Consider the following 13473-nt stretch of genomic DNA (forward strand, 5'->3'; position numbering starts at 1 on the left):
TCGCGCGATGAGAACGGCCGCCCCCCTCCTCGCCCTCCTTCTCGCCCTCCCGGCCGCCGGAGCGTCGGCGGCGGCGAAACCGGCGAGGAAGGCCTCCTGCGACCTCGTCGTCGTGGCAGGCTCCGCGCTCCCGATGGATGCCGCGTTCACCGTGCGCGGCGCGACGGCCGTGGCGGTGCGCGGGGGCGAGATCCTCGCCGTGGGCGACCCGGCCGCGATCGACGCCGCGTACGCGCCGAAGCAGCGGATCGTCCGGAATGGGGGCGTTCTCCTTCCGGGATTCGTGAACACCCACACCCACGCTGCCATGAACCTCCTGCGCGGCATCTCGAACGACCAGCCCCTCATGGAGTGGCTGACGAAGTTCATCTTCCCGGCGGAGGCGAAGAACGTGTCGCCCGCGTTCGTGAGGGCCGGGACCGATCTCGCCTGCCTCGAGATGATCCGGGGCGGGACGACGACGTTCGCCGACATGTACTACTACGAGTCGGACGTGGCCGCTTCGGTCGACAAGGCCGGCCTGCGGGCCGTCCTCGGCGAGACGTGGATCGACTTCCCGGTCCCCGGCCACGCGAACCTCGAGGAGACGAAGGCGGTCACGCGCGCCTTTCTCGAGAGGTGGAAGGGGCACCCGCGCGTCACGGCGGCCATCGCCCCGCACGCTCCCTACACGTGCAGCCGGGAGACGCTCCAGGCGGCCCGGGCGCTGGCCGACGAGTACGGCGCGCCCCTCCTGACGCACGTCTCCGAGACGCAGGACGAGCAGAAGCAGATCCTCGAGAAGTACGGCAAGAGCCCGACCGCCTGGCTCGACGAGGTCGGGTTCCTCGGGCCGCGCCTGTCGGTGGCCCACGGCGTCTGGCTTTCGCCGGAGGACCTGAAGGTCCTCGCCGAGCGGAAGGTCAGCCTCTCTCACAACCCGGAGTCGAACATGAAGCTCGGCTCGGGCATCGCTCCGGTCGCCGCCGCCCGGAAGGCGGGCGTCGTCGTCGGCCTCGGGACGGACGGGTCCGCCGGCTCGAACAACGACCTCGACATGCTCGACGCCATGGACTTCGCCGGGAAGCTCGCGAAGGTGGCGGCCCTCGACCCGACGCCGCTCGCGGCGCCCGAGCTCCTCCGGATGGCGACGATCGACGGCGCGAAGGCCCTCGGCCTCGACCGCCTCGTCGGCTCGCTCGAGCCGGGCAAGAGAGCCGACCTGATCGTCGTCGATCTCGAGAACTCCCACAGCCAGCCCGTTTTCGACCTGCCCTCCACCGTCGTCTACGCCTCGAGGGCGGGCGACGTCTCGCTCACCGTCGTCGACGGGAAGATCCTCTGGGACGGCAGGCGCGTCCGGTCGCTCGACGAGGCGAAGGTCCTCGTCGCGGCGAAGGAGTGGCGTGGGAAGGTCCTGAAGTCGCTCGAAGAGAGCAGAGAGAAGAAATGAGCCTCATCGTAAGAACGATCGTCAAGAAGCGCGACGGCGGCGAGCTGTCGGAAGGGGAGATCCAGGACTTCGTCACCGGCGTGACCGACCGGACCGTCACCGACGAGCAGGCGGCGGCGCTCCTGATGGCGATCTGCTGCCGCGGCATGTCGATCGCCGAGACGGCGGCCCTGACGTTCGCCATGATGAACTCGGGTGAGACCTGGGACCTGAACCCCCACGGGTTCGTCGCCGACAAGCACTCGACCGGAGGCGTGGGCGATAAGTCGACCCTCGTCCTGGCCCCGCTGCTCGCCGCCTGCGGTGTGAAGACCGGGATGATGTCGGGGCGCGGCCTCGGGCACACGGGCGGCACGCTCGACAAGCTCGAGGCGATCCCCGGATTCGTCACGGGCCAGTCGCGCGAGGCGTTCGACCGGCTCCTCGAGACGGTCGGCTGCGCGCTCATCGCCGCGACCGACACCGTCGCCCCCGCCGACCGCCGCCTCTACGCGCTCCGCGACGTCACGGGGACGGTCGAGTCGATTCCCCTCATCACCGCGTCGATCCTCTCGAAGAAGCTCGCGACGGGCGCCCACGCCGTCGTCTTCGACGTGAAGACCGGCAACGGTGCCTTCATGCAGAAGCCGGAGGACGCCCACACCCTCGGGCGCGCCCTCGTCGACACGACCCGGGCAACCGGGCGCAAGGCGAGCGGGTACGTCACCGCGATGGACCGGCCCGTCGGCGTCGCGGTCGGGAACGCGAACGAGGTCGAGGAGTCGATCCGGCTCCTGCGTGGCGACGGCCCGGCGGACCTGCGGGAGAACGTTCTCCTTCTCGGCGCCGACCTTCTCGTCGCAGCGGGGATCACGGAGTCGGCCAAGGACGCACGGAAGAGGCTGAACGCGGCCCTGCAGGACGGCACGGCGCTGGACACGTTCGCCCGCGTGATCGCCGCACAGGGTGGCAACCCGGCGGTCTGCGACGACCTCTCGCTCCTTCCGCGGGCCGTCGCCAGGCACGACGTCAAGGCGGGTGCTGCAGGAACGATCCGGAGCGTCGCCACGCGCGAGCTGGGGCTCCTCTCCATCGAGATCGGCTGCGGACGGGCGCGCAAGGACGACGTCGTCGATCCGGCTTCGGGCTACCGAATCCTGCGAAAGACGGGAGACGTCGTGTCCGCGGGAGAGCCGCTCCTCGTGGTCGAGCTCGGCCCGGGGACTTCGCTCCGGGACGGATATCTCGACCGCGTCGCGGCCTGTTTCGAGATCGGCTCGGCCGAAGGCGCCACGCCGCCGCTCCCGTTCGTCGTCGAGAAGCTGTAGGAACGTTCTCGCGGGCCGCCGGCCGTTCGGCCGGCGGCCTTGCCGGGCTCAGCTGGGGGAGGTCCCCCGCGACGGCCCGGAAGGGCCGTGGCCGGTCCGGATCTGGACCTCGTCGATGCTCCCGAGGCGTGCCTCGCAGAAGTGCTTCAGGATGGTCAGGACGTTCGGCTGGCGCTCCGTGATCGCGTCGAGCGAGGCTCGGTCGAGGGCGAGGAGCTCGCACGACGTGGCCGCGGTGATCGTCGCGCTGCGCGGCTTGCCGGTGAGGATCGAGACCTCGCCGAAGAAGGCGCCCTCGTACATTTCGCGGACCTTGTGGTAGTGGCCGTCGGGGTCCTTCACGAAGGCCTTGACCGTTCCGGTCGTCAGGACGAAGAGGCTGTCCCCGGGAGCGCCTTCGGCGACGATGACGTCACCCGATTCGTAGGTCAGGAGCTCGAGCCCCTTGATGACCTCCACGAGCTCCTCGCCCGAGAAGTCGCTGAAGAGCGGGCTCGCGACCATCCCCTGCGCCGCTTCCTCGCCGATGGGGTGCAGGCTTCGCGGGGCCGTTTCGGAAACGGTTTCCGGAGGCGCATCCTCCTCGTCGGCGCCGAAATCGACGACGAACCGGGACGTGCCGGAATCGCGGAAAGTGCCGGACGGCGGGGGAACGGGAGCGGGTGCCGGAGCAGAGTCGGGCGTCGGAGCGGTCTCGAGCTCGACCCGGCGGCGCATCGCGCCGGCGCGGAGATTCTGCCTCAGGGACGACTCGGCGTCCTTCACCATGACGAGGGATGCGAGCTTCTCCTCCACCTTCGTGAGCGACGGATCGAGCCGCTGGACCTTCTTCAGGACCGCGATCGCCTTGCCGACGAACCCCGAGGTGGCGTACTCGTCGGCGAGCTTCCAGAGGAGCTCGACGGCTTCGTAGAGCTTGCCGTCGAGAGCCAGGACGTCGGCAAGCTGCTGCCTCACGGAAGCGTTGGACGGGTCCTTTGCGAGCTGGCCGCGGAGGACCTTCGAGGCGCGGGAGTAGTTTCTCTTCGAGATGAGCTCGGCGACGTCGTCGCCGCCCGAAAGCCACGAGAAGGCCATGCAGATGTGCTCCCTGCCGACGGTAGGGCAGGGCCCCGACGGTGTCAAGAAAGAGGGGGCTACACTACGGTCGTTCGCCCGACGGGGCGGCCCGCTGAGATACCGATGCCGAAGATCCTGGTCGTGGACGACGACGAGATGAACCGCGACATGCTCTCCCGCCGGCTCCTCCGGAAGGGGTACGAGGTCGTCCTCGCCGTGAATGGCGCCGAGGCGATCGAGAAGACCCTCGCCGATCGCCCCGAGCTGATCCTGATGGACCTGTCGATGCCGGTGCTCGACGGCTACGAAGCCACGCGCCGGCTCAAGGCGGAAGGCAGGACGGCGAGCATCCCGATCATCGGTCTTTCGGCGCACGCGATGGTGGGCGACCGGGAGAAAGCCCTCGCAGCCGGTTGCGACGACTACGACACGAAGCCCGTCGAGCTGCCGCGCCTCCTGGGAAAGGTGGACGCGTTCCTGGCACCGGGGTGACGCTCCCCCGTCGCCGCCCGGGGCGCGCCGTTTCTCCCGACGAGCGCCGAGGAGGTCCGGGCGGCCGGCTGGGACGACGTGGACGTCGTCTTCGTGACGGGCGATGCCTACGTCGACCACCCGAGCTTCGCGATGGCCGTTCTCGGCCGCGTCCTCGAATCCCGCGGCTTCCGTGTCGCGATCCTCGCGCAGCCCGACTGGCGCTCGGCCGACGCCTGGCGCGCGCTCGGCCGTCCCCGTCTCTTCTACGCCGTCTCGGCCGGCAACATGGACTCGATGATCAACCACTACACGGCGAGCCGGAAGCGGCGCAACGACGACGCGTATTCGCCGGGCGGGAGGATCGGCCTTCGCCCCGACCGGCCGACGCCCGTCTACGCCCAGCGCTGCCGCGAGGCTTTTCCCGGCGTGCCCGTGGTGATCGGCGGCATCGAGGCGTCGCTGCGCCGGATCGCGCACTTCGACTACTGGTCCGAGACGGTCCGTCCGTCGATGCTCGTCTCGTCGAAGGCCGACCTCCTCGCGTTCGGCAAGGGCGAGGAGACGATCGTCGCCGTCGCCGAGCGGCTGCGCGCCGGGGAGGGCATCCGCGACCTGCGCGGCCTGCGCGGCGTCGCGTACCTGCTGGGTATGAAGGAGGAGCTCCCCGCGGCGCCGGCGTCCTCGCCCTGGCAGACGCTCGAGCTCCCGAGCTTCGACGAGGTCGCCGCCGACAAGCTCGCGTTCGCGAAGATGACGCGCAGCTTCCACCAGGAGACGAACCCCTTCAACGCGCGCCGCCTCGTCCAGGCGCAGGGCGACCGCAGGGTCGTCATCAACCCTCCGTGCCTGCCGCTCGACGAGGCGCGTATGGACGCGATCTACGACCTGCCGTACGCGCGCCGCCCGCACCCCCGCTACGACGAGCCGATCCCGGCGTTCGAGATGATCCGCGACTCGATCGAGATCATGCGCGGCTGTTTCGGGGGGTGCACGTTCTGCAGCATCACGATGCACGAGGGGCGCGTCATCCAGAGCCGCAGCAAGAGGTCGATCCTGGCCGAGGTCGAAACCGTCGCGAGCGCCCCCGACTTCAAGGGGACGATCAGCGACCTCGGCGGCCCGACGGCCAACATGTACAAGATGCGCTGCACCCGCCCGGAGGTCGAGGCGGTGTGCCGACGGCTCTCGTGCATCCACCCGAAGATCTGCTTCCTGCTCGGCACCGACCACGGTCCGACGATCGACCTGATGCGCGCCGCTCGTGCCGTCGAAGGCGTGAAGAGGGTCAACATCGCGAGCGGCATCCGGATGGACCTCGCGAACCTCGACGACCGGTACGTCGAGGAGCTGGCCACCCATCACGTCGGCGGGCATCTCAAGGTCGCGCCGGAGCACCGGAGCGATGCGGTCCTCGACCTGATGAAGAAACCGTCGTCCGCGTCGTTCGAGACGTTCGCGGGGAAGTTCGAGCGCGCGAGCGCGAAGGCCGGCAAGGAGCAGTACCTCGTTCCCTACTTCATCGCGAGCCACCCCGGCTCGGGCGTCGTCGAGATGATCGACCTCGCCCTCTTCCTGAAGGCGCACGGATACAAGCCTCGGCAGGTGCAGGACTTCATTCCCGCGCCGATGGACATCGCGACCTGCATGTACTGGACGGGTCTCGACCCGCAGACGCTGGAGCCGGTGAACACCGTCACGAGGCTGAACGACCGAAAGGTCCAGCGGGCACTGATGCAGTTCTGGAGGCCCGAGAACTGGTTCGCCGTCCACAAGGCGCTGACGGAGGCCGGGCGGAGCGACCTCATCGGCGGCGGCCCCCAGTGCCTCATTCCGCAGAACCCGCCCCGGGAGGCGCTGGAGGCGCGGCGCCGGGAAGCCCGCGAGAGCACCTACGTCCACGCGGAGGACGCGGGGGCTTCGGGGTCGGTGGCGCCGGGGAACGGGGCGTCCGAAGGACCGGCCGCCGCCGCGAAACCGCGGGGTGGCACGGGGTACCGGCCAGGACGGGCCGGACACAGGCGGCGAGGCCCGGGCTGAGCCGCCGGGCCTGGGCCCGGCCGCCGAAGGAGCGTCAGCGGCTCCCGGCCAGGACCGTTTCCAGGAAGGAGCGGATCTCCGGGGGAAGGGACGTGAACCTCAGCCCGAAGCCCTTCGTGGTGACTTTCGGAGTCGACACCTTGCCGTAGACCTCCCCGGCGATCGTGCTGCCGTCCCGGGCGACGAACCGAAGGCGCAGGTTGCGGAAGGCCTCCGGGCGTTCGCGAGCCTCGATCTCGGCCTCCTTCATCGAAAGCCGCACGAGGAGCCCCTCCGACTCGGGCCCGTCCACGCGCTGGCCGGAAATCGTCGCGAACCGGACCGGTAGCGGCCCGCGCAGCGCGACGAGCGCCTCTTCGCGCATGGGGAGGGACAGGTTGAAATCACCCCCGACCCCCCGGACGTCCCAGGCAGAGACCGGCTTCTCGAACCCCTTCATCTGGACGACGACCTCGGCTCCGACGGTGAGGTCCGCGCCGCCTTCGCGGCGGGTACGGTCGCTGACGAGGATCTGCCCGCCGACAGTGTAGGACTCGATCCGCGCCGTGAGGTTCACCGGGCTCCCGACGACCCCGTACTTGGCTCTCTTGTCGGAGCCGATGTTACCGACGACGACCTCGCCCGTGTGGAGGGCTATCCCCATCTCGACGACGGGGAGCCCTTCCCGCCGGTTGAACTCGTTCACGCGCTCCATCGCACGCTGCATCTCGACGGCGCAGGCGATGGCGCGAAGGGTGTCGTCCTCGCGCTGAACCGGAGCGCCGAAGATGGCGAGGATGGCGTCGCCGATGAACTCGTCGATCGTCCCCTGGAACGACAGCAGGACGTCGACCATCGTCCCGAGGTAGTTGTTGAGGAGGCGGACGACGCGGTCGGGGGGAATCCGGTCGGCGAGCTGCGTGAAGCCCCTCAGGTCGGACATGAGGAGTGTGACCTTGCGCGTCTCGCCCCCGAGCTTGAGCCCCTCCGGCGTCTGGAGGAGGCTCTCGACGACCTCGTTCGAGAGGTAGCGGCCGAAGGTCTCGAAGATGAACCGGTTCCTGACCTCCAGGTCTCTCGCGAGGGTGCTGATCCTCGCCTTGGCGCGCGAGAGCGTGAGCTGGGTCGCGACCCGGGCGAGGACGACGGGGAAGTCGAGCGGCTTCGTGACGTAGTCGTTGGCGCCGAGGCGAAGGGCCGTCACGACGTCGTTCGAGTCGTCCCGCGCGGTGGCCATGATGACGGGGAGGTCGGCGGCGGCGTGCCGTGGCCGGAGGTCGCGCAGGACGTCCAGCCCGCTCATCCCGGGCATGACGACGTCGAGGAGGACGAGGTCGAACGGGATCTCCTCGAGGAGGCGAAGGGCCTCGGGTCCGCTCTCGGCGACGGCGATCGTGAATCCGTGGCTCCTGAGACGGCGCGAGAGCATGTCGCGGTTCTCGGCGTTGTCGTCGACGACGAGCAGGTGCGCGGGCTCGACGAGCTCCGCCGGCGCGATGTCGTAGTCGGCGCGCCGGATCGGGCCCGTTCGCTCCTGGGCGTTCTCGTCGGGAATCGTGGTCCGCGCAGCCTGCGGCGCTCGCGGCGCCGATGCGGTCCCGGACGGACCGGGTTCCGGCCCCGTCTCCACTCTCCCGACCACCGCTCCTCCCGAAACCTCCGGCGGAAGATCGCCGGGCTCCGGGAGGAGCCTGTCGGGAAGCCCGTCGACCATCCCGAGCAGTCGGCGCGCCGCCGCCTGGATCTTCCCGAGGTCCTCGGCCCAGCCGGTCTGGCCGGAGGCGATGGCGTCCTCCTCCAGCATCTCGGCGTAGCCGAGGATCTGGTGGATCGGCGTCCTCATGTCGTGCCGGAGCCCCGAGAGGACGTCGCCGGGAACGAGTCGGTTGCCCGCGCCCAGGTTCGTCGGCGGGTCCGGGGCCGCAAACGCCTTTTCCAGCAGGCTCTCGTCGCTCATCGTGCCCAGTGTATCGCCCGTACCCGACCCGGCAGCGGGGCGATATACTGCCGCGCCAGGGACTCATGGGGGCAACAGAGGCGTGAACGAGCTTTACCGGGAGCTCCTGCCGCTCGGACGGGAAGGGGTCGTTCCAGCCGGCGAGGAGCTCTGGCAGGAGGGCGCCAAGGGCGATACGGTCGTCCTCCTCGTGGAGGGGACGTTCGAGATTCTCCAGTCGTCTCCTTCGGGAGAGCCGGTCGTTCTCCGGGTCGCGAGAGCGGGTGACGTTCTCGGCGAGATGGCCTGCCTCGACGGCGGCGCCCGGTCGGCGGGCCTGCGCGCGGCCACCGACTGCCGGATCCGGACGATCGGCGCCACCGAGTTCCGGGACTTCATCCGTCTGCGGCCGCATCTCCTCGAGGAGCTCTTCCGGATCGAATCCCAGAGGATACGAAGCCTCTCGCGCATGGTGTCGCAGAGCCAGCACCGCGCCATCACCGACCGGCTCACGTCCCTCTACAACTACGGCTTCTTCATCGAACGGCTCGATCTCGAGCTCGAGCGCGCCGTCCAGATGAAGGACGCGGTGAGCATCGTCCTCTTCGACATCGACCACTTCAAGGCCTACAACGACACCCACGGCCACCCCGCCGGGAACGTCGTCCTCGTCCAGGTTTCCGACCTCCTGCGGCGGACTGCCCGGCGTGGCGACATCGTGGCCCGCTTCGGCGGCGAGGAGTTCGTGATGCTCCTCTACGGGGCGTCGCGCAAGGAGGGCCAGCAGGTGGCCGAGGCGGCCCGTGCCCGCGTGGAGTCGACGGATTTCGCGGGGGGCAGAACGCAGCCGCTCGGGCGCGTCACGATCAGCGGCGGCGTGGCCTGTTTCCCCGGGGACGCACGGGGGGCCACCGACCTCCTGAAGGCAGCCGACGTGAGGCTCTACAAGGCGAAGGCCGAGGGACGAAACCGCGTCGACGCCGGAGGCACCGGGGAGTAGGCGATCCGGCCCGGGGGACGCTGAAGGGTATTCTCCGCGCGTGCTTTATCGGCTCGAGCGCGTCCACAAGGCCTTTGGCGCCCGGACCGTCTTCACGGGTGCGACGTGGCAGCACGACCCGGGACGGGTCGTCGGCCTGGTCGGCCGGAACGGGGCGGGGAAGTCGACTCTCCTCGGGATCGTCCAGGGGCTCGTGGAGCCCGACGCGGGGCGCGTCCTCCTGGCGGGCGGAACGACCTTCGCGTCGCTCGAGCAGGCCGTCGAGCCGGAGGGCGACGAGCCCCTTCGCGATTTCGTCGCCCGGGCGCAGGAAGGGCTCCGTGGCCTCGAGGTGCAGATGCGCCGCCTCGAGGAAGCCATCGCCGCCGCGTCCTCGTCGGCGCACGCGGGGTCGGTCGAGTCGCTCCTGGCCGAACACGACGCCGCACGCGAGCGTTTCGAGCGCAACGGGGGCTACGAGGCCGACGCGCGGGTCGAGCGTGTCCTCCTGGGCGTCGGCCTCCCCTGCGAGACGTGGGGCCGCCCCGTCGGCGAGCTCTCGGGGGGACAGAAGCACCGCGCGCAGATCGCCCGGCTCCTCCTCGGCGACGCGTCGGTCCTCCTGCTCGACGAGCCGACGAACCACCTCGACGTGGCGGGCCTGGAGTTCCTCGAGACGTGGCTCGTGGAGAGGAAGAACGCCGGCGCTCAGGCGGCGCTCGTCGTCTCGCACGACCGGCAGTTCCTGAACGCGGTCGCAGACCGGATCGTGGAGGTCGCGCACGGGCTGCTCGAGGACTACCCGGGCGACTACGACGCTTACCGGCGGCTCAAGGCCGAGCGGGACAGGCTGCGGGCGAAGGCAGCCGAGGAGCAGAAGAAACTCGTCGAGCGGACCGAGGACTTCATCCGGAGGAACATCGCGGGGCAGAAGACGAGGCAGGCCCAGGCCCGCCGGAAGATGCTGGCGAAGCTGGAGCGCGTGGAGGCACCGCGGGAGGACGCCAACGAGGTGGTTTTCCGTTTCGAGGAGGCGCGGGCCTCGGGCGACCGCGTCCTCGAGCTGAGGGGTCTCGTTCCCGGTTACGCCGAGACGGGCCCGCTCCTGTCGCCGGTCTCCTTCCTCCTCCGGCGCGGCGAGCGTGTCGCTCTCTGGGGGCCGAACGGCTGCGGGAAGACGACGCTCCTGAAGACGATCGCCCGCCTCCTCGCGCCGCTCGGCGGGAGCGCCGTTCCCGGAACGGGGGTCCTCGTCGGCTACTACGACCAGGAGATGCGCGACCTCCCGTCTTCCTGGACGGTCCTCGACGTCGTCCGCGATCTCGACCCGTCTCTCCTCGACGGCGAAGCGCGCGACTTCCTCGCCCTCTTCGATTTCCGCGGGGACGAGGTGGAGCAGCGAGTCGGTACGCTCTCGGGCGGCGAGAAGGGGCGTCTTTCCCTCGCCCGGATCGTCTTCGGAGGCGCGAATCTCCTCCTGCTCGACGAGCCGACGAACCACCTCGATCTCGATTCGCGCGAGCGGCTCGAGGAGGCGCTCCTGGAGTTCGAGGGGACCATCGTCTTCGTGTCGCACGACCGCTGGTTCGTCGACCGGATCGCGACGCACGTCCTCGAGATCCGGGGGCGCGAAGCGTCGCTCTGGCCCGGGGGTTTCACCGAACTCTCGCGCCGCCGGGCCGCGGAGAAGGGCGCGGTGACGGACTCGTCGCCGACGACCCCGGCCGATCCGGAACCGAGAGCCGCCCGGCGGCCGGACCGGCAGGCGGACCGGCAGCGCACGAAGGCCCGCCGCGAGGTGGAGTCCCTCGAGGCCGAGGTCTTCCGCCTCGAGGAGCGGATCCGCGAGATCGACGCTGCGCTCGCCGAGCCCGCCGCGTGGAAGGACGGACCGCGCACCCGTCAGCTGACCCTCTCGCGCGACGAGGCGAGGAGAGCCCTCGACGAGCGCTACGCCTCCTGGGAGGCGGCCGTGAGAAAGCTCGAGCAGGAGGTCCCCGCATGACCCGGAACGCCTCGATCCTCGCGGTCGGCAGCGAGCTCCTCGGGACGACGCGACTCGACACGAACTCGCTCTTCCTGACGGGGGAGCTGGAGGCGATCGGCTTCCGGGTCGTGCGGAAGGCGTGCGTGGTCGACGGCTGGGACGAGCTCCTCGCCGAGCTCTCCTTCGCGCTCTCCCGCGCGCCGCTCCTCTGCGTCACCGGCGGGCTCGGACCGACGGAGGACGACCGGACGAAGGAAGCCGTGGCGGTCCTCCTCGGACGCAGGCTCGTCCGCGACGGCGAGATCCTGGAACGGCTCAGGGAGCGCTTCCGCAAGCGCGGACGCGAGATGCCCGAGGTGAACGCGAAGCAGGCCGACGTCGTCGAGGGGGCCGTCGTCCTTCCGAATCGGCGGGGAACGGCGCCCGGCTACCTGATCGAAACGGACGGAAAGACGATCGTCCTCCTCCCGGGCGTGCCGTGGGAGATGAAGGCCCTCTTCGCCGAGTCCGTCGTCCCGCACTTGATGGGGCGAGAGACGCCGGCCGGAGTCCACCGACGCGTCCTGAAGGTCGTCGGGCTGGGCGAGAGCGCCGTCGAGGAGCTCGTCCGCCCGGTCTACGAGGCGCACCGGGATCACGAGGTCACGATCCTGGCGTCGGCGCCGGGCGAGGTCCAGCTCCACTTCGCCGCGCGCGGGACGCTCGCACAGGCGCGGAAGGAGCTCGACGTCCTGGAGTCCGACTTCCGGTCGGCGGTCGGTCCAGCCCTCTTCGGACGTGACGACGAGACGCTCGAAGGGGTCGTCGGTGCGCTCCTTCGGGACGCCGGCCTGACGCTCGCGGTCGCGGAGTCGTGCACCGGGGGCATGGTCGCCTCGCGCCTCACCGATGTCGCCGGATCGTCCGCGTACTTCGTCGGGGGAGCCGTCACGTACGCGAACGAGGCGAAGACCGGGATCCTCGGCGTTTCCCCCGCGACGCTCGAGTCTCGCGGCGCGGTCTCGGAGGAGGTCGCGCTGGAAATGGCGGCCGGGGTCCGGAGCCGCCTGGGGGCTGCCGTCGGCCTCGGGGTCACCGGGATCGCGGGGCCAGGCGGCGGGACTCCGGACAAACCGGTCGGCACCGTCCACCTCGCGCTCGAGGCCGCGGACGGGACGCGGCGGCACGAGCGGCTCGTCCTGCCGGGGGACCGCAGTATGGTGCGCCGATGGACGACGTCGGCCGCGCTGGCGATGATCCGCGGCTGGCTCGTCGAAAGGGGAGGGGTGGAGTGAAGAAGATCGCGATCGTAGGGACCGGGGCCTGGGGCACGGCCCTGGCGCTGCACGGGGCGAGATCGGGGCTGGCGGTCAGCCTCCTCGGGTACCGGGCCGATATCGTCGAGGAGATCGCGCGGTCTCGCGCCCACCCCGCGCTCCCGGGCGCCGAGCCGCTTCCGTCACTCGTCGAGCCGACGATGAGCCCCGAGGAGGCGCTGGACGGTGCAGAGGCGGTCCTCTGGTCGGTTTCGGTCCAGTGGACCGCGAGCGAGCTGACGCGCCTCCAGCGATTCCTCCGGGGGGGAACCCCCGTCGTCTCCACCGCCAAGGGTATCGAGATCGGGACCCACCGCCGGACGACCCAGATGATGCGGGACATTCTCGGGCCGGACGTACCGGTCGCGGTCCTTTCGGGGCCGACCTTCGCAGTCGAGGTCGCCCGGGGGCTCCCCGCGGCGGCGGTCGTCGCCTGTGCGGACGCCGACATGGCCGCCCGGATCCAGAAGGGTCTCGCCTCGCCGACGTTTCGTCTCTACCGTTCGACGGACGTCGTCGGAATCGAGATCTCGGGCGCCACGAAGAACGTCGTGGCGATCGCCGCCGGCATCGTGGACGGCCTGAAGCTCGGCCAGAACACCCGTGCCGCCCTGCTCACGAGAGCCCTCGCGGAGATCCGCCGGCTCGGGACGCGCCTCGGGGGCCTTCCGGAGACGTTCTCGGGGCTGGCGGGGGTCGGAGACCTCATCCTGACGGCCACCGGCGACCTCTCGCGGAACCGGCGGGTCGGTCTCGCGCTCGCCTCGGGCAGGAGCGTCGAGGACGCGCTCTCGTCGCTCGGAGGCGAGGTCGCGGAGGGCGTCTCGACGGCCGGCGCGATCGTCGAGCTCGCGCGGAGCGTCGAGGTGGAGATGCCGATCTCCGAGACGGTCGCGGCGATCCTCTCCGGGGCGTTCGCGCCGCGGGAGGCCGTGTCGCGGCTGATGACCCGTTCCCTCAAAGAGGAGGGAAGCTGAGCGGCCCCGCG

General features: G+C 70.5%; 9 protein-coding genes and 1 pseudogene. 8 read left to right on the plus strand and 2 right to left on the minus strand.

What is annotated here, in order from left to right:
- The first annotated feature begins 7 nt into the window (after nucleotides 1-7).
- Together IPN03_00390 and IPN03_00395 are read left to right on the plus strand one after the other, a co-directional pair.
- Complete coding sequence (locus tag IPN03_00390; GenBank protein ID MBK9372221.1) at nucleotides 8-1432, plus strand: amidohydrolase family protein; 1425 nt, start codon at nucleotides 8-10, stop codon at nucleotides 1430-1432.
- The gene (locus IPN03_00395) at nucleotides 1429-2739 is read left to right on the plus strand and encodes a thymidine phosphorylase (protein MBK9372222.1); all 1311 of its coding nucleotides are present in this window, start codon (nucleotides 1429-1431) and stop codon (nucleotides 2737-2739) included. Before IPN03_00390 ends, IPN03_00395 begins: the two co-directional genes overlap by 4 nt.
- 48 nt (nucleotides 2740-2787) lie before the next feature.
- On the opposite strand, the gene IPN03_00400 is transcribed toward IPN03_00395, so the two are convergent.
- Nucleotides 2788-3816 (minus strand): cyclic nucleotide-binding domain-containing protein, encoded by a 1029-nt coding sequence (locus IPN03_00400; protein MBK9372223.1) that lies wholly within the window; start codon nucleotides 3814-3816, stop codon nucleotides 2788-2790.
- 105 nt (nucleotides 3817-3921) lie between these two features.
- Between IPN03_00400 and IPN03_00405 the strand changes: the two genes are divergently transcribed.
- Both IPN03_00405 and IPN03_00410 read left to right on the plus strand, forming a co-directional pair.
- The gene (locus IPN03_00405; protein ID MBK9372224.1) at nucleotides 3922-4290 is read left to right on the plus strand and encodes a response regulator; all 369 of its coding nucleotides are present in this window, start codon (nucleotides 3922-3924) and stop codon (nucleotides 4288-4290) included.
- Nucleotides 4291-4317: 27 nt separating this feature from the next.
- Nucleotides 4318-6309: pseudogene (locus IPN03_00410) on the plus strand (YgiQ family radical SAM protein).
- Nucleotides 6310-6343: 34 nt separating this feature from the next.
- Here IPN03_00410 and IPN03_00415 read toward each other — a convergent pair.
- Nucleotides 6344-8245, minus strand: coding sequence for a response regulator (locus IPN03_00415; protein MBK9372225.1), 1902 nt, complete (start codon nucleotides 8243-8245; stop codon nucleotides 6344-6346).
- A gap of 82 nt (nucleotides 8246-8327) precedes the next feature.
- Between IPN03_00415 and IPN03_00420 the strand changes: the two genes are divergently transcribed.
- Genes IPN03_00420 through IPN03_00435 form a run of 4 tightly spaced genes read left to right on the plus strand, consistent with a single transcriptional unit; the run spans nucleotide 8328 to nucleotide 13462 of the window.
- Entirely contained in the window at nucleotides 8328-9224 is an 897-nt protein-coding gene (locus IPN03_00420; protein ID MBK9372226.1) for a GGDEF domain-containing protein, read from the plus strand.
- 40 nt (nucleotides 9225-9264) lie between these two features.
- Nucleotides 9265-11208 (plus strand): ABC-F family ATP-binding cassette domain-containing protein, encoded by a 1944-nt coding sequence (locus IPN03_00425; GenBank protein MBK9372227.1) that lies wholly within the window; start codon nucleotides 9265-9267, stop codon nucleotides 11206-11208.
- The gene (locus tag IPN03_00430) at nucleotides 11205-12464 is read left to right on the plus strand and encodes a competence/damage-inducible protein A (protein MBK9372228.1); all 1260 of its coding nucleotides are present in this window, start codon (nucleotides 11205-11207) and stop codon (nucleotides 12462-12464) included. The genes IPN03_00425 and IPN03_00430 overlap by 4 nt, the downstream gene beginning before the upstream one ends.
- Nucleotides 12461-13462 carry an NAD(P)-dependent glycerol-3-phosphate dehydrogenase gene (locus tag IPN03_00435; GenBank protein ID MBK9372229.1) on the plus strand — a complete coding sequence of 334 codons (1002 nt, stop codon included), beginning with the start codon at nucleotides 12461-12463 and terminating at the stop codon, nucleotides 13460-13462. The genes IPN03_00430 and IPN03_00435 overlap by 4 nt, the downstream gene beginning before the upstream one ends.
- Nucleotides 13463-13473 lie beyond the last annotated feature (11 nt).

This window comes from Holophagales bacterium, assembly GCA_016719485.1.
GTDB lineage: Bacteria > Acidobacteriota > Thermoanaerobaculia > UBA5066 > UBA5066 > UBA5066.

What these genes read in the sequence shown, in the direction of transcription:
- IPN03_00430 (MBK9372228.1), top strand. Translation starts at nt 11,205, where the DNA reads ATGACCCGGAACGCCTCGATCCTCGCGGTCGGCAGCGAGCTCCTCGGG.
- IPN03_00415 (MBK9372225.1), bottom strand. Translation starts at nt 8,245, where the DNA reads ATGAGCGACGAGAGCCTGCTGGAAAAGGCGTTTGCGGCCCCGGACCCG.
- IPN03_00395 (MBK9372222.1), top strand. Translation starts at nt 1,429, where the DNA reads ATGAGCCTCATCGTAAGAACGATCGTCAAGAAGCGCGACGGCGGCGAG.
- IPN03_00390 (MBK9372221.1), top strand. Translation starts at nt 8, where the DNA reads ATGAGAACGGCCGCCCCCCTCCTCGCCCTCCTTCTCGCCCTCCCGGCC.
- IPN03_00400 (MBK9372223.1), bottom strand. Translation starts at nt 3,816, where the DNA reads ATGGCCTTCTCGTGGCTTTCGGGCGGCGACGACGTCGCCGAGCTCATC.
- IPN03_00405 (MBK9372224.1), top strand. Translation starts at nt 3,922, where the DNA reads ATGCCGAAGATCCTGGTCGTGGACGACGACGAGATGAACCGCGACATG.